18 protein-coding genes and 2 riboswitches are annotated in these 20362 nt (G+C 71.3%); of the genes, 5 read left to right on the top strand and 13 right to left on the bottom strand.

Annotated features, from left to right (window positions below; genetic code table 11):
- Positions 1–299 precede the first annotated feature (299 nt).
- A complete protein-coding gene (locus tag KIK05_RS26185; RefSeq protein ID WP_214413577.1) occupies positions 300–902 on the top strand; it encodes a DsbA family protein in 603 nt (200 codons plus the stop codon).
- A 203-nt stretch (positions 903–1105) separates the two neighbouring features.
- Here KIK05_RS26185 and KIK05_RS26180 read toward each other — a convergent pair whose 3' ends face one another.
- The 7 genes from KIK05_RS26180 to KIK05_RS26150 all read right to left on the bottom strand — a co-directional run bounded on the left by KIK05_RS26180 (position 1106) and on the right by KIK05_RS26150 (position 8554).
- Positions 1106–2482, bottom strand: coding sequence for an L-serine ammonia-lyase (locus KIK05_RS26180; protein ID WP_214413483.1), 1377 nt, complete (start codon positions 2480–2482; stop codon positions 1106–1108).
- Between the two features lie 81 nt (positions 2483–2563).
- Entirely contained in the window at positions 2564–2953 is a 390-nt protein-coding gene (gene gcvH, locus KIK05_RS26175; protein ID WP_214413482.1) for a glycine cleavage system protein GcvH, read from the bottom strand.
- Positions 2950–4041 (bottom strand): glycine cleavage system aminomethyltransferase GcvT, encoded by a 1092-nt coding sequence (gene gcvT, locus KIK05_RS26170; RefSeq protein WP_214413481.1) that lies wholly within the window; start codon positions 4039–4041, stop codon positions 2950–2952. Before gcvT ends, gcvH begins: the two co-directional genes overlap by 4 nt.
- 33 nt (positions 4042–4074) lie before the next feature.
- A riboswitch (glycine riboswitch) is annotated at positions 4075–4176 on the bottom strand.
- Positions 4177–4274, bottom strand: a riboswitch (glycine riboswitch).
- Between the two features lie 33 nt (positions 4275–4307).
- The gene (locus tag KIK05_RS26165; protein WP_214413480.1) at positions 4308–5030 is read right to left on the bottom strand and encodes a gamma-glutamyl-gamma-aminobutyrate hydrolase family protein; all 723 of its coding nucleotides are present in this window, start codon (positions 5028–5030) and stop codon (positions 4308–4310) included.
- An 11-nt stretch (positions 5031–5041) separates the two neighbouring features.
- On the bottom strand, positions 5042–5806 hold the full coding sequence (locus KIK05_RS26160; RefSeq protein WP_214413479.1) for a 3-oxoacyl-ACP reductase: 765 nt from the start codon (positions 5804–5806) through the stop codon (positions 5042–5044).
- Positions 5807–5862: 56 nt separating this feature from the next.
- Positions 5863–7206, bottom strand: a complete 1344-nt coding sequence (locus KIK05_RS26155; RefSeq protein ID WP_214413478.1) for an aldehyde dehydrogenase family protein — start codon at positions 7204–7206, stop codon at positions 5863–5865.
- 1 nt (position 7207) lies between these two features.
- Entirely contained in the window at positions 7208–8554 is a 1347-nt protein-coding gene (locus tag KIK05_RS26150) for a glutamine synthetase family protein (RefSeq protein WP_214413477.1), read from the bottom strand.
- A 144-nt stretch (positions 8555–8698) separates the two neighbouring features.
- Here KIK05_RS26150 and KIK05_RS26145 point away from each other — a divergent pair, with 144 nt between their 5' ends.
- Together KIK05_RS26145 and KIK05_RS26140 are read left to right on the top strand one after the other, a co-directional pair.
- The gene (locus KIK05_RS26145) at positions 8699–9421 is read left to right on the top strand and encodes a FadR/GntR family transcriptional regulator (protein WP_214413476.1); all 723 of its coding nucleotides are present in this window, start codon (positions 8699–8701) and stop codon (positions 9419–9421) included.
- 187 nt (positions 9422–9608) lie between these two features.
- Entirely contained in the window at positions 9609–10406 is a 798-nt protein-coding gene (locus KIK05_RS26140) for a hypothetical protein (RefSeq protein ID WP_250563451.1), read from the top strand.
- On the opposite strand, the gene KIK05_RS26135 is transcribed toward KIK05_RS26140, so the two are convergent.
- Positions 10407–11000 carry a TetR/AcrR family transcriptional regulator gene (locus KIK05_RS26135; protein ID WP_214413475.1) on the bottom strand — a complete coding sequence of 198 codons (594 nt, stop codon included), beginning with the start codon at positions 10998–11000 and terminating at the stop codon, positions 10407–10409.
- Positions 11001–11086: 86 nt separating this feature from the next.
- Here KIK05_RS26135 and KIK05_RS26130 point away from each other — a divergent pair, with 86 nt between their 5' ends.
- On the top strand, positions 11087–12343 hold the full coding sequence (locus tag KIK05_RS26130) for an FAD-dependent oxidoreductase (protein ID WP_214413474.1): 1257 nt from the start codon (positions 11087–11089) through the stop codon (positions 12341–12343).
- Positions 12344–12517: 174 nt separating this feature from the next.
- Here KIK05_RS26130 and KIK05_RS26125 read toward each other — a convergent pair whose 3' ends face one another.
- Positions 12518–13159, bottom strand: coding sequence for an alpha/beta hydrolase (locus KIK05_RS26125; protein WP_214413473.1), 642 nt, complete (start codon positions 13157–13159; stop codon positions 12518–12520).
- Positions 13160–13871: 712 nt separating this feature from the next.
- Between KIK05_RS26125 and KIK05_RS26120 the strand changes: the two genes are divergently transcribed.
- Positions 13872–14066 (top strand): hypothetical protein, encoded by a 195-nt coding sequence (locus tag KIK05_RS26120; protein WP_214413472.1) that lies wholly within the window; start codon positions 13872–13874, stop codon positions 14064–14066.
- Between the two features lie 4 nt (positions 14067–14070).
- On the opposite strand, the gene KIK05_RS26115 is transcribed toward KIK05_RS26120, so the two are convergent.
- The 4 genes from KIK05_RS26115 to KIK05_RS26100 form a co-directional block, all read right to left on the bottom strand.
- A complete protein-coding gene (locus KIK05_RS26115; RefSeq protein WP_214413471.1) occupies positions 14071–15561 on the bottom strand; it encodes a nickel/cobalt transporter in 1491 nt (496 codons plus the stop codon).
- Complete coding sequence (locus KIK05_RS26110; protein ID WP_214413470.1) at positions 15558–16871, bottom strand: tetratricopeptide repeat protein; 1314 nt, start codon at positions 16869–16871, stop codon at positions 15558–15560. Before KIK05_RS26110 ends, KIK05_RS26115 begins: the two co-directional genes overlap by 4 nt.
- A 98-nt stretch (positions 16872–16969) precedes the next feature.
- On the bottom strand, positions 16970–18358 hold the full coding sequence (locus KIK05_RS26105) for a DUF4331 domain-containing protein (RefSeq protein ID WP_214413469.1): 1389 nt from the start codon (positions 18356–18358) through the stop codon (positions 16970–16972).
- 193 nt (positions 18359–18551) lie between these two features.
- Positions 18552–20315 carry an ABC transporter ATP-binding protein gene (locus KIK05_RS26100; protein ID WP_214413468.1) on the bottom strand — a complete coding sequence of 588 codons (1764 nt, stop codon included), beginning with the start codon at positions 20313–20315 and terminating at the stop codon, positions 18552–18554.
- Positions 20316–20362 lie beyond the last annotated feature (47 nt).

The following is a 20362-nucleotide window of genomic DNA, read 5'->3' as shown; positions in this document are numbered from 1 at the left end:
TCGGGATGACCGGGACTCTGAGGGCGACTGGACGACCCATGCTAGGCCCCGGCCTTGGTCCTGTGGCCCGTCATCCACAGGACATCCCGCCTCTCGGCCGTCGAACAGGGTGATATCCGCGAGGGGCCGGCCGACTCCGGCCACCGGGGCTGAGATATCCACAGATATCAAAGTGGCCCAGTCAAAGGAACATGAACTGGCACTTACCGTCGGGCCACCGGCCACCGGACAATGGTGTCCCGCCTCGTTCTGCAGACAGCGGACACCCGTGAGGAGAGACTGCCGTGACGACTGCCCACATGTGGTTCGACCCCAAGTGCCCCTGGGCGTGGATCGCGTCCCGATGGCTGCTCGAGGTGGAGCAGGTCCGCGACGTCGAGGTGCGCTTCCATGTGCTGAGCCTGGCGGTGCTGAACGAGGGGCGTGAAGGCCTGGAGGAGTGGTACCGCGAGTGGCTCGACACGGCGTGGGGGCCGGCCCGGGGCGCGATCGCCGCCGAGCAGAAGTGCGGCAACGACGTGCTTCGGGGCCTCTACACGGCCCTGGGGGGCCGGATCCATCACGAGAAGGCGTCGATCGGCCGTGAACTGTACCTTTCGGCGCTCGCCGAGGTCGGCCTGCCGCTGGAGTTGGCCGACGCGGCCGACAACGACGAGTACGACCAGGCGCTGCTGGCGAGCAACCAGGAAGGTCTCGGGCCGGTCGGAGAGGATCTCGGCACCCCGGCGATCCATGTGCCCGGCGCCGACGGTGAACTCGTCGCCTTCTTCGGCCCCGTGGTGACACCGATCCCGCGCGGCGAGGCGGCCGGAAAGCTGTGGGACGGCGTGCTGCTGGTCGCCGGAACCGACGGCTTCTTCGAGCTGAAGCGCGCCCGCACCCGCCGCCCGACGGCCGACTGACTCCGGCTGCCAGGGCCTGTCACCGGAGGCCTTGGGAGGGGCGGGGGCGGCATCGCTGCCTGGTGTCCCGCCGTTGTGGTGTACGGCGATGGAGGTGACCGTCGGCAGAGGTTGGGGTGGCCTGCTGCCGGTGTGCGGTCACCTGCCGTCGTGGTGGTGCAGGTGGCGGGAGTGGCCGGCGGCAGGGGTCTCTGCCGGTGGGGTCAGCACTCGATGACGTTGACGGCCAGGCCGCCGCGGCTGGTCTCCTTGTACTTGTCGAGCATGTCGCGGCCGGTGTCGCGCATGGTCTTGATGGCCTTGTCGAGGGTGACGAAGTGGCGGCCGTCGCCGCGCAGGGCGATGCGGGCGGCGGTGATGGCCTTGATCGAGGCGACGGCGTTGCGTTCGATGCACGGGATCTGCACCAGGCCGCCGATCGGGTCGCAGGTCAGGCCGAGGTTGTGCTCGATGCCGATCTCGGCGGCGTTCTCGACCTGCTCGGGCGTGCCGCCGAGCACCTCGGTGAGGCCCGCGGCGGCCATGGAACAGGCGGATCCGACCTCTCCCTGGCAGCCGACCTCGGCCCCCGAGATCGAGGCGTTCTCCTTGAACAGCACGCCGATCGCCCCCGCGGTGAGCAGGAAGCGGATCACGCCCTCGTCGTCGGCCTGCGGGGTGAACTTCTTGTAGTACGTCAGGACGGCCGGGATGATGCCGGCGGCGCCGTTGGTGGGCGCGGTCACGATACGGCCGCCCGCGGCGTTCTCCTCGTTCACCGCCAGGGCGTAGAGGGTGACCCAGTCCATGGTCTGCAGCGGGTCCTTCTCGGGGGACTCGCTCTGCAGGCGCCGATGGAGCTGGTGCGCCCTCCGCTTGACCTTCAGGCCACCGGGCAGCACGCCTTCCTTGGCGGTGCCGCGCCGCACGCACTCGGCCATGACGTGCCAGATCTTGATGAGCCCGGCGCGGATCTCCGCCTCGTCGCGGCCGAAGGCCTTCTCGTTCTCCAGCATGAGGCCGGAGATCGACAGCCCGGTGTCGGCGCAGTGTTTGAGCAGTTCGCCCGCCGTGGTGAAGGGGTAGGGCAGCGCGGTGTCGTCCGCCTTGATGCGGTCGGCGCCGGTGGCGTTCTCGTCGACGACGAACCCGCCGCCCACCGAGTAGTAGATCTTCTCGCGGATCGTGTCGCCCTCGGGGGAGAAGGCGGTGAAGCGCATGCCGTTGGGGTGGTGCGGAAGCGAGATCTTGCGTTCGAAGACCAGGTCCTGGCCGACGACGAACGGGATCTCGCGGACCCCGTACAGGTTGACGGTGCCGGACTCGCGCATGGCGGCCAGCCGTTCGTCGACCGTGTCGACGTCGACCAGCTCGGGCTTCTCGCCCGACAGCCCCAGCAGGACGGCCTTGTCGCTGCCGTGGCCCTTGCCGGTGAGGCCGAGGGAGCCGTAGAGGATGGCCTCCACCCGGGCGGTCTTCTCGAGGAGCCCGTCCTCGTGCAGCCCCCGGGCGAACTTGTGCGCAGCCGCCATGGGACCGCCGGTGTGCGAGCTCGAGGGCCCGATGCCGATCTTGAACAGATCGAAGACGCTGATCGCCATTGATCTCGCCCTTCGGAACTGGTTGTGCAGGGGGGACGCTCCGGCGCGCACTGGGGCACGCCGGAGCGGGAGACGTCCGGGTCAGGATTCCGCGGAGGTCACGGTGGCGTACTCCTCGGGGGTCAGCAGGTCCTCGGGAGTGCCTTCGATGCGCACGCGGAACAGCCAGCCCTCGCCATAGGGATCGGAGTTGACGAGCGAGGGGTCGTCCACCACCACCTGGTTGATCTCGACGACCTCGCCGGTGACCGGCGCGTAGATGTCGCTGACCGACTTGGTCGACTCCACCTCGCCCACGGCGTCACCCGCCTCGACGGTCGAACCCGCCTCAGGCAGTTGGACGTACACCACGTCGCCCAGCGACTCGGCGGCGTACGCCGTGATCCCCACGGTCACGGTGAGGCCGTCGTCGATGCCGGCGACCCACTCGTGCTCCTTGGTGTAGCTGAGCTCCTCGGGAATGCTGCTCACATGCTCCTCCGATAAAAAGGCAGGTCAACGACGTCGACCGGCTCATGACTACCACGAATGTCGACCGCGAGCCCCTCGGACACGTTGGTGTCCACGTAAGCCATCGCGATCGGCTTGCCGAGGGACTGAGAGGGCGCGCCGCTGGTGACCTCCCCAACGACGGTGCCGTCGGTCAGCAGCACCACGGGGTAGCCGTGGCGCGGCACTCGGCGCCCCCGCGCGACCAGGCCGGTCAGGCGCCGGCGCGGCGGGACGTCCTTCAGCGGCGCGAGCGCCGCACGGCCGACGAAGTCGCCCGGCTTGTCGAATTTCACGACCTTGCCGAGGCCCGCGTCGAACGGGGTCAGCCCGGCGTTCAACTCGTTGCCGTACAGCGGCATGCCCGCCTCCAGGCGGAGCGTGTCGCGGGCGGACAGGCCGGCGGGGCGCAGGCCGTACGGCTCGCCCGCCTTGGCGAGCTCCTGCCAGACGGTGACGGCGTCGTCGGCGGCGACGAAGAGCTCGAAGCCGTCCTCACCGGTGTAACCGGTGCGCGCGATCAGGGCCTCGACGCCGGCGACGGTGCCGGGCAGGCCCGCGTAGTACTTCAGGCCGGGCAGGTCGGCGTCGGTGAGCGTGCCGAGGATCTCCTGCGAGCGCGGGCCCTGGACGGCGACGAGCGCGTAGCGGTCGGAGCGGTCGTCGACCTCGGCGTCGAAGTCGCCGGAACGCTCCCGCAGCTCGGCGGCGACCCGTGGGTAGTTCGAGGCGTTGGCGACGACGAGGAACTCCTCGTCGCCGAGGCGGTAGACGATCAGGTCGTCGAGCACGCCTCCGTCGGGCGCGCAGATCATGGTGTACCGGGCGCGGCCCGGCTGGAGCGCCGACAGGTGGCCGACGAGCGCGTGGTCGAGCGCCTCGCCCGCCTGCGGGCCGGTCACGAAGATCTCGCCCATGTGGGAGAGGTCGAAGAGCCCGGCGGCCGTGCGCACCGCGTTGTGCTCGGCGGACTCGCTGCCGTAGCGCAACGGCATGAGCCAGCCGGCGAAGTCGGTGAGCGTCGCGCCGAGGCTCTCGTGCACCTCGCGGAGCGGTGTGGGTCTGGACATGAAGCGCACCTCAGACAGGGTTGGATGAGAGCATCCTCCCCCTCTGTCATCGGTGCCTGAGAGTTTCGCCCGGGTTTTGCCGGACTTTCACCTTCGGCGAGGCCCTGCGGACAAGGCCTGCTTTCCAGAGACCACCTGGCCCGTACGGTCCTTTGCCTTGTGAGGTTCGCGGGGAGGACTTGCTCCTTCAGGGGTCCTGACCGGATGTCAGGACGCTCTCCCGCACGGGATCACCGGTGTTCCGCCCAACCATACCAATGGCGCCCTCATCCCGCGCGAGTGGAGCGAGCGCCGTCGGCACGGCACGCGGCGACCAGGGCCTCGAACAGGTGGCCCTCCTCGCCGGCCTCGGGGTGCCACTGGACGCCGAGCGTGAAGCGGTGCCCGGGCAGTTCCAGCGCCTCCACGCTGCCGTCGTCGCCGGTCGCCGAAACGGTGAGCCCCTCGCCGAGACGGTCGGCCGCCTGATGGTGGTAGTGCGCCGCGTCGATCTTCTCGGCGCGCAGCACCTCCGCCAGGCGGCTGCCCGCCGTGACCCGCACCGGCAGGTGGCCGAACTCTCCCGGAGCGGGTGAGTGGCCGGAATGGCCCACGACGTCGGGAAGGTGCTGGTGGAGCGTGCCGCCGAGGGCGACGTTGAGCACCTGGAGGCCGCGGCAGATGCCGAGGAACGGCAGGTCCGCCGCCAGCGCCGCGCGGACCAGCTCGAACTCCGCCTCGTCACGGAACTCCCGGACGTAACCGGTCTCCCCGTGCGGTGCCGCGTCGTAGCGGGCGGGGTCGATGTCGCCGCCGCCCGCCACGACGAGCCCGTCCAGCCGCTCGACCAGCCGGCCCGGCTCGCCGGCCGGGGGGAGGATGACCGGCTGGCCGCCCGCCCGCTCGATGTGCTCGATGTAGGCGTACGGCAGCAGCGCGGACGGCATGCGCCACACGGTGAAGGCCGCGGGCTCGACGTAGCAGGTGACGCCGATGACGGGTCGGGACATGACGGCGATCCCTACAGCGGGGTCACGTAGGCGCCGGAGATGCCCCCGTCGACCAGGAACTCCGAGCCCGTGATGAAGCTGGCGTCGTCCGAGGCGAGGAACGCGACCGCGGCGGCGATCTCGGAGGCCTCGGCGAACCGGCCCAGGGGGATGTGGACCAGGCGCCGCTGGGCCCGTTCGGGGTCCTTGGCGAACAGTTCCTGCAGCAGCGGGGTGTTGACCGGCCCCGGGCACAGGGCGTTGACGCGGATGCCCTCGCGGGCGAACTGCACGCCGAGCTCCCGTGACATGGCCAGCACCGCCCCCTTGGAGGCGGTGTAGGAGATCTGCGAGGTGGCCGAGCCCATCACCGCGACGAACGAGGCGGTGTTGATGATGGAGCCCTTGCCCTGCCGCTGCATGTAGGGGATGACGTGCTTGCAGCAGTAGTACACGCTGGTCAGGTTGACCTCCTGGACCCGGCGCCAGGCGTCGATGCCGGTGGTCAGGATCGAGTCGTCGTCGGGAGGGGAGATGCCCGCGTTGTTGAAGGCGATGTCGACGCTGCCGTAGGTGTCGAACGCCGTCTTGAACATGTCGGCGACGTCCGCCTCGTTGGCCACGTCGGCCCGGACGAACAGGCCGCCCACCTCGTCCGCCGCCTTGGCGCCGGCCTCCTCGTCGAGATCGGCGCACACGACCTTGGCGCCCTCCTCGGCGAAGCGCCGGGCCGTGGCGAGGCCGATGCCGCCCGCCGCTCCGGTGATCACGGCGACGCGGTCCCGCAGACGTTGCATGGTGACGAACTCCTTGGTGCTCGGTGTGGTTCCTGGCGCCCCTTGCGGGCGTGACCTCAGTGGGCGATGAAGACGTTCTTGGTCTCGGTGAAGGCGGCGAGCGCGTCCGGCCCGAGCTCCCGGCCCAGGCCGGACTCCTTGAAGCCGCCGAACGGCGTCCAGTACCTCACCGACGAGTGGGAGTTGACCGACAGGTTCCCCGCCTCGACCGCCCGGGCCGTCCGCAGGGCGCGCCCCACGTCGCGGGTCCAGATCGACCCCGAGAGCCCGTAGCGGGTGTTGTTGGCGATCCGGACGGCCTCCGCCTCGTCCTCGAACGGGACGACGCTGACGACCGGCCCGAAGATCTCCTCGGTGAACGACCTCTCGTCCAGCGACTCGTGGGTGAGCACGGTCGGGGGGAACCAGAAGCCCTTGCCCGCGGGGCAGGAGCCCTGGAAGGTGGGGACGCCGCTGACGAACGAGGCCACCCGCTCGCGGTGCTCGGCGCTGATCAGCGGCCCCATGGTCGTGCGCGGGTCGAGCGGGTCGCCCACCGTGACGTTCGCGACGGCCGCGCACAGGCGCTGGAGGAACTCGTCGTACACCGAGCGTTCCACCAGGATGCGCGAGCGCGCGCAGCAGTCCTGGCCGCTGTTGTCGAAGACGGCCGAGGGCGCGCTCGCCGCGGCCTTCTCGAGGTCGGCGTCGGCGAAGACGATGTTGGCGCTCTTGCCGCCCATCTCCAGCGTGAGCCGCTTGACGGTCTCGGCGGCCCTGGCGGCGATCTGCTTGCCCACCTCGGTGGAACCCGTGAAGACGATCTTGTTGACGTCCGGGTGCTCGACGAGGCGGGCCCCCGCGACCTCCCCTGCCCCAGGCAGCACCTGGAGCACCCCCTCGGGGAGGCCGGCTTCGAGGGCCAGCTCCGCCAGCCTCAAAGCCGTCAGCGGGGTCCATTCCGCCGGTTTCACGATTACCGTGTTCCCGGCGGCGAGCGCCGGCGCGGCGCCCCACATGGTGATCACCATGGGGAAGTTCCACGGCACGATCACCCCGACGACGCCGAGCGGTTCGGCGAAGGTGATGTCGACCCCGCCCGGCACGGGGATCTGCTTGCCGTGGTTGCGCTCGGGCGCGCCGGCGTAGAAGTGCAGCACGTCGCGGACGTTGCCCGCCTCCCAGCGGGCGTTGCCGATCGTGTGCCCGGCGTTGTCGAGCTCCAGCCGCGCCAGCTCCTCCCCGTGCCGGTCGACCAGGTCGGCGAAGCGCCGCAGCAGCCGGGCACGGTCGCCCGGCGCGACCTCGCGCCAGGCGGGGAACGCCTTCCTCGCGCGCTCCACGGCGCGGTCGGTCTCGGCCAGATCGGCGAGCTCGACCTCCGCGAGGACGTCCTCGGTGGCAGGGTTGATGATCTTCATGTCACATCCGCTCGAATCCCCGGAACAACTCCCAGTCGGTCACGGCCGCGTCGAAGGCGGCCAGCTCGACCCGGGCGTTGTTCGCGTAGTGCTCGACGACCTGGTCGCCGAACGCGATCTTCGCGATCTGCGAGCCCTCCCACAGGGAGAGCGCGTCACGCAGTGTGGCCGGCACGGTCTCCGCGCCGGCGGCGTAGGCGTTGCCGGTGTAGGCCTCCTCCAGCGGCAGTTCGTTCTCGATGCCGTGCAGGCCGGCGGCGATCAGCGCCGAGACGGCGAGGTAGGGGTTGACGTCCCCGCCCGGGACGCGGTTCTCCACCCGCAGCGAAGGCCCGTGCCCGACCAGCCGCAGGGAACAGGTGCGGTTGTCCACGCCCCACTTCACCGCGGTCGGCGCGAAGCTCCCGGCGACGTACCTCTTGTAGGAGTTGATGTTCGGCGCGAACATCAGCGTGAGCTCGCGCATGGCGGCGAGCTGCCCGGCGATGAAGTGCTCGCCGACCGGCGACAGCCCGTGGCGTCCCTTCCCGGCCATCACCGGCTCGCCCGCGCCGTCCCGCAGGGAGATGTGGATGTGGCAGGAGTTGCCCTCGCGCTGGTTCGGCTTGGCCATGAAGGTGATCGACATGCCCTCCTGGGCGGCGATCTCCTTGGCGCCGTTCTTGTAGATGGCGTGGTTGTCGCAGGTGGTGAGCGCGTCGGCGAAGCGGAACGCGATCTCGTGCTGCCCGAGGTTGCACTCGCCCTTGGCCGACTCGACGTACATGCCGGCGCCCTCCATGCCGAGCCGGATCCGGCGCAGCAGGGGCTCCACCCGGGCGCCGCCGAGCAGGGAGTAGTCGACGTTGTAGAGGTTGGCGGGCGTCAGGTCACGGTAGGCCTTGGTCCAGGCGCTCTCGTAGCTGTCGTTGTAGACCACGAACTCCAGCTCGGTGCCGACGAACGCCGTCCAGCCGCGCTCGGCGAGCCTGTCGGTCTGCGCGCGCAGGATCTGGCGGGGGGAGGCGGCGACGTCGGTCTCGTCCTCCCAGACCAGGTCGGCCATCAGCATGGCGGCGCCCTCCTGCCACGGCACCAGGCGCAGCGTGGACAGGTCGGGCCGCATGACGAAGTCGCCATATCCGCGTTCCCACGACGACATGCTGTAACCGTCGACGGTGTTCATGTCGATGTCCACGGCGAGGAGGTAGTTGCATCCCTCGGCGGCGTGGTGCACGACCTCGTCCAGGAAGTACCGGGCGGACAGCCGCTTGCCCTGGAGGCGTCCCTGCATGTCGACGATGGCCAGAATCACGGTGTCCACCCGCCCGGCGGACACATGTTCACGCAGTTGGTCGACGGTGAGCACGGCGCTCCCTCCCGTTAAAAGTCTGGAATCAGACCATTGGACGCATGCAAGCACCAGCGACCGCCCCGCGTCAACGGTGCGAGCCCCGAAAGCGGCCAAACGGGCTAATCTCGTACCATTGGCGTTCGGCGTGGGGAGGAATTGATGGGCGAGCCGCAGCTCGTCACGTTCCTCCGTCCCGTGCGGGCGGGCAACGCCTTCGAGGAGACCGTCGAACGGCTGCTCCAGGCCATCAAGCTGGGCGTGGTGGCGCCCGGCGAGAAGCTCCCCGCCGAGCGCGACCTCGCCGCCCAGCTCGGCATCAGCAGGGTGACCCTGCGGGAGGCGATCCGCGCGCTGCAGGAGTCGGGGTACCTCGACGTGCGGCGCGGCCGGTACGGTGGCGCGTTCGTGGTGTACGAGCCGCCGCGGCCCCGGCAGGGCGACCTGCGCCGGGCGGTCAACCGGATGGGGCCCGAAGATCTCGACGACGCCCTGACCTTCCGCATGGCGGTCGAGTGCGGCGCCGCCCAGGTCCTCGCCTCGATGGAGCTGACGGAGCAGCAGCGCGACACGCTCCAGCGGCGCCTGGCGGACGTCAACGAGGCCGCGCCCGCCGACTACCGGCGGCTCGACACCGCCTTCCACCTGTCGATCGCCGAACTCACCGGTTCGGCGCTGCTGGCCGCCACCGGCGCCGACGCCCGGCTCCGGGTCACCGACCTGCTCAACGCCATCCCGGTGCTCGGCCCGAACATCGAGCACGCCGCCGCCCAGCACGCCGCCATGGTCACCGCGATCCTCGCGGGCGATCAGGAGGGCGCGAGGCGGGCCGTGATGGAACACCTGGAGGGCACCGCGGCGCTCCTGCGCGGCTTCCTCGCCTGAAAATCGCCGAAGTCCCGGCGACCGGCGAGATATCGCGTCAAAATCCGTGAAGTTCCCGCGGCGGGGACGTCATGCCGTACATGTCCTGATCTGCACCGGCGCTGCCGGGCGGTCGTCCGGGGGCCGGATGGCCGGGCTCGCGACCGGGGATCACTGTCGGCGGGGACCGTAGCATCGGTAGTGGGGGATGTCTGTGGGGAGCTGGTTCCAGGAGCGGATCATCGACAGCGGTCGGCTGCCGCTCTTCTGCTTCGTCGTGGCGCTGATCGTCACGTTTCTCTTCACGCGCGTCAACGTCCGTCTGATCAGGGCCAGGGTCGGCTGGTTCCGCGACGTGAGCGTCGGCGACGTCCACGTGCACCACGTGGTCTTCGGCGTGGTGCTCATGCTCTTCGGCGGCGTCGCCGGGCTGGTCACCGCGGGCCTTTCGCCCGGCTGGTACGCCTTCACCGCCGCCGTCTTCGGGGTGGGGGCCGCCCTGGTGCTGGACGAGTTCGCGCTGATCCTGCACCTGCGCGACGTTTACTGGTCGGAGGAGGGACGCACGTCGGTGGACGCCGTTTTCGTCGCGATCGCCGTCACGGTGCTTCTGCTGCTCGGCCTGCGCCCCCTCGGGTGGGAGACCCCCGAGCCGTCCCCGGCGGGCAGGTGGACGGCGGTCCTCGTCCTGGTCGCCAACCTCGTGCTGGCCGTCGTCACGCTGCTGAAGGGGAAGATCTGGACCGGCCTGGTGGGGCTGTTCGTGCCCTTCCTGCTGATCGTCGGGGCCGTGCGCCTGGCGCGTCCCGGGTCGCCGTGGGCGCGCTGGTTCTTCGCCCCCGGGGCCCGCAGGCCGCGCCCGTCGAAGATGGCCAGGGCCGTCCACCGCGAGACCCGCTGGCGGCGGCCGGTCATCAAGGTGAAGATCGCCGTGCAGGAGTTCGTCTCCGGCCGCCACGACCTCCCGTCCGCCTGGAGCGGCGAGCCCCAGCGCACCAAGAAGTGATCAGACCCGGAGGTGCGCCACCAGGCGCCTGACCTGCTCGGCGTAGTGCTCGGTGAACTCCTCCGAGCCGGGGTCGGTGTCGCAGACCGCGCGGACGAGGTGGGGAAGGGCGACGCCCGCGCCGGCGGCGGCGAACAACACCAGTAGCAGGCAGGCGGGATCGAGGTCGGCGGGGAACTCGCCCTCGGCCTGCCGGCGTCGCAGGTCTTCGAGGTTGCGCCGCATGTCGTCGGCGAACCCTTCAGGTAGCGCGCCGCCGTCGTCGGTGAGCCCATCCCAGACGAGCATCCTGGCGAAGTCGCGGTTTTGCGCGTTGCCGCGGACGTAGGAGGCGGCGAGCTCGGGAAGCGACGCCGAGCGGGCGGCGAACGTGCCCTCCGAGCTCTGCCACTGACCGGTGAGCTCGCGGTAGAGACCCTCTTTTCCGCCGAAGTAGTAGGAGATGAGCTGCTTGTTCACTCCCGCGTTGGCCGCGATGTCGCTCACCCGGGCGCCGGCGAATCCCTTGGCGCCGAACTCCTCGACCGCGGCGCGCAGGATGCGTTCCTTCGTGCGCTCGGGATCACGCCGTCGCTCTCCGGCTGGACGTCTCATGGACCAACGGTAGCACTTTCATCCGTATGGATGACTGTTTCACCCGTACGGTTGACACAATCAACCGTACGGGTGATAGTCGAGTCATGAACCTTCGCATAGCGGTCATCGGCGGTGGCGTGGGAGGGCTTTGCCTCGCCCAGGGACTCCACAAGGCAGGCATGGACGTGACGGTCTACGAGCGCGACCGCACACCAGAAGATCGACTCCAGGGGTACCGCGTCCACATCGATCCCCACGGGGCGCGGGCGTTGCACGACTGCCTGCCCTCCGAGCTCTGGAAGGCGTTCCTGGCCACTACCGGCACAGGCGGCCAGGATTTCGGCTTCCTCACCGAACAACTGGAGGAACTGCTCGTCCTCCGGACGGAACACTCGGACGACCCGGCCGAGAACCACCACTCGGTCAGCCGCATCACGCTCAGGCAGGTCCTGCTGACCGGGCTCGACGAGGTGGTGCGCTTCGGCAAGACCTTCGAACGCTACGAACGTACCGAGGACGGTCCGATCCGGCTGCACTTCGCCGACGGCTCCAGCGCGACGGCGGACATCGTCGTCGGAGCCGACGGTGGGAACTCCCCGGTGAGAAGGCAGTACCTTCCGCACGCCCGGCGCGTCGACACCGGCATCCTCACGGTGGCGGGGAAGTTCCCGCTGACCGAGCACGCCAGGTCCGCGCTCACGCCGCGCCTGTGGGAGGGGCCGAACAGCATCATCCCCCCGCCCGGCGCGGGCTTCTTCATCGCCCCGCACGACCTCGGCGAGGATCCGGTGGTGCTGCCAGGGGGCATCGGCGCCACGGAGACGGGAGGAGCGTTGTTCGACAACTCCAGCAGCTACATCCTGTGGGCGTACGGGGCGGCGGACGGGCGCATGCCGGACGATGTCTCGACGATGTCAGGGGAGCGGCTCCGGGACACTGTGGCGGCGTTGATCGGCGACTGGCATCCCGACCTGCGCATGCTGGTCACGATGTCCCACCCCGAGGCCGTGTCGCTGCTGCCGATCCGCACCTCGGTGCCCGTCGCCCCGTGGGCCGCGACCACCGTCACGCTCCTCGGCGACGCGATTCACAGCATGACGCCCATGCGCGGCATCGGCGCCAACACCGCGCTGCGCGACGCCCGCCTGCTCTGCCTGGCCCTGACCGGCGGCAAGGATCCGGTCGAGGCGATCGCCGCCTACGAGGCCGAGATGAGAGAGTACGGCTTCGCCGCCGTGCGCGACTCCCTGCGGGCGGCCAAGCAGTTCGTCGGCGGCAGCGCCATGGCGAGGGCCGGCTTCAAATCGTTCCTGCGTACGGCGAGCCGCTTGCCCGCACTGCGCCGGCGGGTCTTCTCCTGACCGGTCCCGAGGCCCGGCGGCACGCCGCCGGACGCGAACGAAGCGGTCAGGCCCCGGGACCGTTCAGGAACGAAGTGGTCAGGCCCTGGGACCGTTCAGGAACGAAGCGGTCAGGCCCTGGGACCGTTCAGGAACGAAGCGGTCAGGCCCCGGGACCGTTCAGGAACGAAGTGGTCAGGCCCCGGGACCGTTGAGGAACGAGGCGATCACCTGGCGCACGTCGTCCCTGGCCAGGTCGACGTCGTGGTCGCCCGGGGCGAGGTAGGCCGTCACGGGGTGGCCCGAGGCGAGCAGGGCGTTGGCGAGGTCGAGGGTCTGGGTCGGCGGGACCACCGGGTCGTCGGCGCCGTGGAGGAGCAGCACGGGCACGCCGTTGCCCACATGGTTGGTGGGAGTGGCGTCGGCGGTCGGTTCGTCGCCGGCGGCGGGGACGTGACCGAGCAGCCGGGCCCATGGGCTGTCCTCGGCCCGGCATTCGGGCCAGTCGGCGGCCAGCGGGTCCACGGGGGGCGAGCAGGCGATGACGGCCGCGATGTCGTCGGGGGTGTCGACGCCCCGCAGGCCCAGGTGAAGGGCCAGGTGGGCTCCCGAGGACCTTCCCGCGACGAGCAGCGGCACGCCGGGACGCTCGGCGCGGATCTTCCGTGCCTCGTCACGGATGTCGTCGAGCTGGGCGGGCCAGGGGGCCTCGCCGCTCAGACGGTGGGTGACCGGCACGACCTCCAGACCGTGTGCGGCCATGATCTCCCGGGACCGCTCGCCGGGATGCCGCTCCATCCACGCCCCACCGTGCACCCACATCAACACCCGCCGCATCCCCCGATCCTAAAGGAGCCCCAGCGCCCCGACCCGCACGGCTGTCCCCCCTCCGGCGCCCGGTACCCACGTGGCGCGGCGACCGCCTCTCGTGGTCGCTTGCGGGTTTCGAGGTGGTGTGGTGACCGTTTCTCGTGGTTGCTGGCGGTTCCGGTGGTGGTTCCGGGGGTGGTGTGGTGACCGTTTCTCGTGGTCGGCGCGGTTCCGGTGGTGGGTTGCGGGGGTGGTGTGGTGACCGTTTCTCGTGGTCGGGGCGGTTCCGGTGGTGGGTTGCGGGGGTGGTGTGGTGACCGTTTCTCGTGTTCGCGGCGGTTCCGGTGGTGGGTTGCGGGGGTGGTGTGGTGACCGTTTCTCGTGTTCGCGGCGGTTCCGGTGGTGGGTTCCGGGGGTGGTGTGGTGACCGTTTCTCGTGTTCGCGGCGGTTCCGGTGGTGGGTTCCGGGGGTGGTGTGGTGACCGTTTCTCGTGGTCGCGGCGGTTCCGGTGGCGGGTTTCGGGGGTGGTGTGGTGACCGTTTCTCGTGGTCGGTGGCGGTTCCGGTGATGGGTTGCGCGCGTGGCGCCGCGGCCGTCTCTCGTGGTCGCTCGCTGTTCGGCGCCGGGGCGGCGAGAAGGGGTACGGCGATGCCGGCGCCGTCGTACGGCGATTGGCCCGGCGATCTCGGGGCAGTGGCGGGTCCGGGAACAGGACGATGTCAAGGGAGGCCGAGCGCGATGAGCCTGATCGACAAGTGGAAGCTTCGCGAGCTCAAGGCCCGGGCCAAGCGGCGCCTGGGCGCGACCACCGGCAACCGCGCGATGGCCGCCGAGGCCCGCACCGAGGAGGCCGAGGCCCGTCTCCTCCAGACCGAGGACCGGATCAGGCAGACGGCCCACGAGATCCGCCGCGAGCACGGCATTCTGAGGTGAAGGCTCAGACGGCGCCGGCGAGGCTGCGTACGGCGAGGCCGGCGCCGAGGACGACGACCATGGTGGCCGTGCCCAGTGGGGCGAGGCCCGCGAGGCGGGCGGTGAAGCCCCTGCGGACGGCCGCCAGGCGGTCGAGGCGGGCGGCCAGCTTCACCAGCAGCAGCCCTGTGGCGGTCAGGGTGGCCGCCATGCCCAGGCCGTAGGCCGCGACGAGCGCGACGCCGAACCACGTCCGGCCCAGGGCCATCGCGCCCAGCAGCACGATCAGGGCCGACGGGCTCGGCACCAGGCCCCCTGCCACCCCGAGCCCGACCAGCCCGGCACGCCCCTGGGCCCGGCCCCCGGCATCCGCTTCTCCCAGGACGCCGCTTCCGTGCCCGTGCCCATGCCCATGCCCATGCACATGGTCGTGTCCGTGCCCATGGTCGTGTCCGTGTCCGTGTCCGTGTCCGTGCCCGTGGCCGTGGCCAGCGGAACGGCCGTCCAGGCGGCCTCGGGCGGCCGACCACAGCAGGCGGGCGCCGATGAGGGCGATCAGCACCCCACTGGCCAGCCCGAGCCAGGACAGCACCGCCTCCCCGGCCAAGCCGGAGAAGGCGCTGATCAGCAGCCCCACCGCGAGCACGCCCGCCGTGTGCGTCGCGGTGACCGTGGCGCCGACGACCAGGGCGTCGCGAGGCCGTCCCCGGCGGCCCGCCAGGTAGGCGGCCATGATGGTCTTGCCGTGCCCCGGGATGAGCGCGTGCCCGGCGCCGAGCACGACCGCGAGCAGCACGGCGAGCAGGCCGAGCGGCAACGTCAGGGACGACGCGCCGACGAGGCCGGTGAAGGTGCGGTCGAGGGCGCTCAGCCAGTCGCCGACCGGCCCTCCGATGCCCGGCCCGGCGAGGGAGGCGCCCCGGGGAGCGGCCGCGCCCGCCGCGCCGGTCCCCGCCAGCCGCAGGGTGACCGAACGCTGGTCGAGCGGGCTGGCCAGCATGTCGTCCGGATATCGGCGCAACTGGTCACTGCCGCTCACCGACGGCACGCCCGAAGGCGCGAGCCGTACGCCGTCCGCCGCGGCGGTGATCTCGCGCCAGCCGATGCGCTCGGCCAGGAAGGAGTCGGAGAACGCGACGGTGGAGGACGCCGTCGCCGCGGCCGAGAGGGCGCAAGTCAGCCGGCTGGTGGGCAGCCCGCCCTGCCCCGGGCCGTACGTCAGGGACGACGCGCCGACCCGCCACGCCACCGGCCGGCCGTCCACCACCAGCCGCTGGGCCCCCGCCAGCTGCGCGCAGGTGGCGGCGGCGTACGCGGCGGTCTCACGGGCGGAGGCGTCGCCGGAGCGGTCGGCGTCCACCGACGGCCTGGCCTGCAGGGTGGGCAGTTCGGCGTAGTCGATGATCGCGGTGTTCTCGACCCGGTCCGGCAGGACCTTCAGCCCGTTGTAGTGGTTGACGGTGAAGTTGCCGAGCGGGTGGGCCGCCACCACGGCGGCGAGCACAAGGGCGATCATGAGAACCTCGCGAGAGCCGGCAGTTTCGGGTCGAAGCGCGGGTTGTAGATCTGGACCTGCGAGAACGACCGGGCGGAATCGCGTCCGAGCGCCTTCTCGATCACGCCCCGGTGGTACGCCGGCAGCGCGTTCCGCCAGCCGCGCCCGGTGGCCTTCCCGGCGTACGGCAGCGCCTCACGCGACCGGCCCGCCTTGTGGAGCGCCCAGGCCAGGGCGTCCGCCGCGACGACGTTGGGGTTGCGCTCGTACTCGGCCCTGGCGTGCCGCACGGCCTCCTCGGGGGAGCCGTGGTCGGCCTCGAACTCGGCCCAGGTGAGGTCGTCACGCACGCCGCCCGCCGCCATGAGCTTCTTCTGTGCCCGCAGCAGCTCCCACTGCTCGTCCGGGTCCTGGCCCTGCCTCAGCAGCACCTCGCCGTACTCGATGACGTACTGGGCCAGCGGCAGGCGGGCCACCACGGCGGCGTAGCCGGAGGCCGCGGCCGCGAGGCGTCCGCCGAGCGCGGCCACGCGGGCCCGGCCGGCGAGCGCGGGGACGAACCCGGGGAACGCCCGCAGCGCCTCGTCGTACATCTGGCCCGCCCGCTCCAGGTTGCCCGCGTGCAGGGCCAGTTCGCCGAGGTAGAAGCGGCAGTAGGCGACGTCCTCGGGGGCGAACGCGTCGCGCAGCGCCGCCTCCAGCAGCTCGCGGGCCTGTTTGACGTCGCCGCGCAGTTCGGCGTCGTAGGAGGCCCGGGTGAACGAGGAGATGCCGGGTTTGAGGTCCATCATGCGCTCGATGGCCTGGTGCGCCTCGGGGTAGTTCCCGAGCTGCGTCTCGGCGTCCGCCAGTACCCCGTAGGCGACCGACCCGTAGGGGTTGGCCGAGATCGCGCGCCGGGCCAGCCGTGCGGCCGCGGCGAACTCGTGGCGTCCGGCGGCCAGCGCGGCCTGGCCGGTGAGCACGGCCGGGTCGCCGGGAGCCAGGGAGGCCGACCGGCCCAGGGCCTCCTCCGCCTTCACGTAGTAGGACGGGTCGGCGGTCAGCCGGGCCTGCTGGACGTACGCCGCTCCGAGGGACGCCCAGGCGTCGTGGTCCTTCGGGAGCCGCTTCAACCTGTCCTGCAGATCTTCGACCGTCCGGGCGAGCCCGGCGGACGAGGCGGGCGTCTCGCCGTACGCGGCGGCGCCCGAGGCGGCGGTCAGCGTGGCCGGCGCGGCCGGCGGGAGCAGGGAGGCGCCGGTGGTCATGGCCACGGTGACGCCCAGGGCGCACACTCCCATGACGGCCGTCTTCCGGAACCCGCGACGAGGGCGATCGAGGTGAGACATGGTGGATCTCCTGGTGTTGCCTGGCCGGATGGTTCGCCGGACGGGCCGCCCGGCGCCGTGCCGGCTCCCGGAGGGAGGGCGGGAGCCGGCGCGCCCGGCTAGCGCTGGTTCACCGCCGCCGAGCTCGGCAGCGGGACGTACGGGAACCTCTGCTCGAACGGTTTGTCGTTGGCGTCGACCTTGTCGCCGGCGGCCAGGGCGTCGACCAGCTTGCCCGCCTGCGCGGCGCCCTCGACGGCCTGGATCGAGATGTCGATCACGTCGTCGCCGAGGCGGCGGCCGTTCGGGAAGCCCTGCAGGTCACCGGCGAGCACGCCGAGCCGGTTCGGGTTCTGCGCGGGCGGGACGGCCATGTTGAGCCGCAGCATCTCGGAGGGACGGAACGCACGGTGGTCGGCGTCCCTGTTCAGGATCTGCGAGTTGAGGTCGGCCTTGATGGGCCCGGCGGCCTTGGCGATGCCGGTGAGGAAGATCTCGACCAGGTCGTTGCGCGGCGTCCTGGGCGCGGGGATCTTGTAGATGCCCTCGATCAGCTGCGGCAGCTCGGGGTGGGTGACGCGCTTGACGACGGCGGCGATCTTGGCGTCCTTGTCGGGGCTGATCGAGTTGAAGGCGTCCTTCAGGCCCGCCGGGACGACCACCTCGTTGACCAGCGGGTTGCCCAGCCGCGACACCTGCTTGTAGCCGCTCGGGCTCCACTTGTCGGTGGTCGACCAGATGCCGACGACGGGGTTGCGGCGGGCGTCGTTCCTGAGGGCCAGCTCGTCCTTGGGCACCTGCAGCGCGATGCTGTGGACGTTGTAGCCCTTGAGGGTGTCGTTGCCGACCTCCGACAGGTCGCCGCCGTACAGCAGGTCGAAGACCCGCAGGTCGAGGAAGAACGGGTCGTCGGCCTGCCCGGCGAACGACCTGCCGCCGTGCGGCAGCGACGCCACCGACTGCGCGCGCAGCCTGGCGTAGTCGGGCATCGAGGCCTCGCCGACGTCGCTCGGCGCCACGATGCCGTCCCTGACGAGGGTGACCACGCCCCGGTGGGTGAACTTCTTGAGGGTGTAGTGCTGGCGGAACAGCAGGTTCTCGTCGTCGATCGAGGTGACCTGCCCGTTGTTGTAGAGGAACGTCGCGTTGCCGCGGCGGTCCTCGTCGCGGAAGGTCCACTGGTAGACGACGTCGGGCTTGGCGTCCCCGTCGTTGTCGATCTTGATGTTGTACCGCGAGCGGGTGTCGAAGGTGTAGAAGTTGGGCCCGCCGGTCGGCTCCTCGAACGGGATCCAGTTGGCCACGAGCGTGACGGTGTCCGGCTTGTCGGGGCTGACGAACGCGTACAGGTCGGTGTTGTCGTTGCGCGGGTCGCCGGAGATGAGCGGCGCCTCGCGATGGGATGAGGCCCCGCTGGTCTCGGGACGAAGGAGGGCGAACGAGGAGGCGGACAGCGCCCCCACGATGGCCAGCACGATAGGGGTGCGCCGGGTGATCCGGAGCTCCATGTCGTCACGGTCCTTTCGGCCGCCGGTCGCCTGCACGACCGGTCGCTGAGCAAAGGGAGAGAGGTCCGGCCGGGTCCTCGAGTGGCTATACGCAGCGACGGCGCGTTTGGATTGGTCGACAGGGAATTCTTTTTTTCTTGATCATCGGCGCGCCGGTCCGGATCGGCCGGCGCGCCCGTCCCGCCGGCGCCGGTCAGCCGGGAAGGGCCTCGGCGCCGGCGAGGAACTGGGTGGTGGCGAGGTCCCGGTAGAGGTCGTCGCAGGCGAGGAGCTCCCGGTGGGTGCCCACGGCCCGTACCCGCCCCGCCTCCAGGACCACGATGCGGTCGGCGCCGGTGACCGTCGAGAGGCGGTGCGCGATGACCAGCACGGTCGTCGTCCCGGCCACCTCGGCGATCACGTCGCGCAGCCGCATCTCGTTCACCGCGTCCAGCTGGGAGGTGGCCTCGTCCAGCAGGAGGAGGCGCGGCCTGCGCAGCAGCGCGCGGGCGATGGCGACCCGCTGGCGCTCGCCGCCGGAGAGCATCTGCCCGCGGTGGCCCACGGCGGTCTCCAGCCCCTGCGGGAGCCGCCGCACCAGGTCCTCCAGCCGGGTGCGGGCCAGCACCTCGGTGATCTCCTCCTCCGTCGCGTCCGGCGCCCCGAACACGAGGTTCTCCCGTAGCGTCCCGGACAGCACCGGCGCGTCCTGCTCGACGTACCCGAGGACCGAGCGCCAGCCGGTGAGCGGGAGCTCGCGGATGTCGCGCCCGTCGACGGCCATGGTGCCCGAGGTGGGCTCGTAGAAGCGCTCCAGCAGCGCGAAGATCGTCGACTTGCCCGCGCCCGACGGCCCCACCAGCGCCGTCAGGCCTCCGGCCGGGATCTCGAACGACACCTCGTGCAGCGCCTGCGGGCGGTCGTCCCCGTACCGGAAGCCGACCTCGGTGAGCGTCACCGCCGCCGGACCCGTTCCCGCCGGCGCGGGCGTCTCGGCGGGGGCGAGCGGCTCGGCGGGAAGGTCCTCGACCTCGCGCAGCCGGGGGATCACCGCGAGTCCCGCCTGCAGCTGCACGGCGGCCTGGACGAGCTGCGCGATCGGCGCCATGAGGTAGAAGAGGTACAGCAGGAACGCGATCAGCGAGGACACCTGCAGCAGACCGCTCGACACCCGCACGCCGCCCACGCCGAGCACCGCCAGGAAGGCCAGCTGGACCGCGAGCCAGGTCGAGGTGCCGGCGGCGGCGCTCCAGCCCGCCGCGCTCAGCCCGCGCCGCCACGCCGTCCGGGCCGCCTGCTCCACGGCCGCCGTCTCCCGCTCCTCCGCGCCCGACGCCTTGACGGTGCGGAACGCCTGCAGCGCCCGATCCAGTGACGAGCCCACCTCGCCGAGCGCCGTCTGCGCGGCGTTGGTCGCCCTGCGGATGCGCGGGAGCACCAGCAGGTTGATGGCGCCGACCACGGCGAGCACGCCCAGCGTGACCAGGAGCAGGACGGGATCCATGGCGGCCATCAGCGCGACGCAGCCGGCCAGGGTGAACACGGCGGTCACCCCGCTGGTGATGCCCGTCGTGCACACCGCGCGCAGGAGCGTGGTGTCGGCCGTCACGCGTGACTGCAGGTCGCCGGGCTCCAGCCGGTCGACGTCGGGCACGCGCAGGCGGAGCATCCGCCGGATGAGGCGCAGCCGCGCGGTGAGCACGACGCTCTCGGCCGTCCGTTCCAAGACGTAGTCGCCGAGGGCGGACACCACGGCTCCTACCATGACGAGGGCGCCCAGGCCGATCAGCGGCCCGGCCAGCGGGACGTCCCGGCCGAACGCGTCGATCACGTTCCGGGCCACCAGCGGAGTGGCGAGCCCCGCGAGGCTTCCCACGAGTCCGAGGGCGCCGCCCAGCACGAGCGTCCACACGTGCGGCCGGACATGGGTGAGCAGCAGCCGCCAGGAGCCCGCCGGCGGCGGTACGGGAGGGTTCATGATCCTGCGAACGAACAACGCGTAGTGTCGCGTTCCTGGGATCTTCG

It is taken from the genome of Sphaerisporangium fuscum, from assembly GCF_018531465.1.
In the GTDB taxonomy this organism is placed as follows: Bacteria; Actinomycetota; Actinomycetes; order Streptosporangiales; family Streptosporangiaceae; genus Sphaerisporangium; species Sphaerisporangium fuscum.
Note: the sequence above shows the minus strand (reverse complement) of the source record. Positions and strands in the feature narration are given on the sequence as shown.

Excerpts from the sequence above, each read along its gene's own strand:
- KIK05_RS26185 (WP_214413577.1), top strand. The coding sequence starts at position 300 with ATGTGGTTCGACCCCAAGTGCCCCTGGGCGTGGATCGCGTCCCGATGG.
- KIK05_RS26180 (WP_214413483.1), bottom strand. The coding sequence starts at position 2,482 with ATGGCGATCAGCGTCTTCGATCTGTTCAAGATCGGCATCGGGCCCTCG.
- gcvT (WP_214413481.1), bottom strand. The coding sequence starts at position 4,041 with ATGTCCAGACCCACACCGCTCCGCGAGGTGCACGAGAGCCTCGGCGCG.
- KIK05_RS26165 (WP_214413480.1), bottom strand. The coding sequence starts at position 5,030 with ATGTCCCGACCCGTCATCGGCGTCACCTGCTACGTCGAGCCCGCGGCC.
- KIK05_RS26160 (WP_214413479.1), bottom strand. The coding sequence starts at position 5,806 with ATGCAACGTCTGCGGGACCGCGTCGCCGTGATCACCGGAGCGGCGGGC.
- KIK05_RS26155 (WP_214413478.1), bottom strand. The coding sequence starts at position 7,206 with ATGAAGATCATCAACCCTGCCACCGAGGACGTCCTCGCGGAGGTCGAG.
- KIK05_RS26145 (WP_214413476.1), top strand. The coding sequence starts at position 8,699 with ATGGGCGAGCCGCAGCTCGTCACGTTCCTCCGTCCCGTGCGGGCGGGC.
- KIK05_RS26140 (WP_250563451.1), top strand. The coding sequence starts at position 9,609 with ATGTCTGTGGGGAGCTGGTTCCAGGAGCGGATCATCGACAGCGGTCGG.
- KIK05_RS26135 (WP_214413475.1), bottom strand. The coding sequence starts at position 11,000 with ATGAGACGTCCAGCCGGAGAGCGACGGCGTGATCCCGAGCGCACGAAG.
- KIK05_RS26130 (WP_214413474.1), top strand. The coding sequence starts at position 11,087 with ATGAACCTTCGCATAGCGGTCATCGGCGGTGGCGTGGGAGGGCTTTGC.
- KIK05_RS26125 (WP_214413473.1), bottom strand. The coding sequence starts at position 13,159 with ATGCGGCGGGTGTTGATGTGGGTGCACGGTGGGGCGTGGATGGAGCGG.
- KIK05_RS26120 (WP_214413472.1), top strand. The coding sequence starts at position 13,872 with ATGAGCCTGATCGACAAGTGGAAGCTTCGCGAGCTCAAGGCCCGGGCC.
- KIK05_RS26115 (WP_214413471.1), bottom strand. The coding sequence starts at position 15,561 with ATGATCGCCCTTGTGCTCGCCGCCGTGGTGGCGGCCCACCCGCTCGGC.
- KIK05_RS26110 (WP_214413470.1), bottom strand. The coding sequence starts at position 16,871 with ATGTCTCACCTCGATCGCCCTCGTCGCGGGTTCCGGAAGACGGCCGTC.
- KIK05_RS26105 (WP_214413469.1), bottom strand. The coding sequence starts at position 18,358 with ATGGAGCTCCGGATCACCCGGCGCACCCCTATCGTGCTGGCCATCGTG.
- KIK05_RS26100 (WP_214413468.1), bottom strand. The coding sequence starts at position 20,315 with ATGAACCCTCCCGTACCGCCGCCGGCGGGCTCCTGGCGGCTGCTGCTC.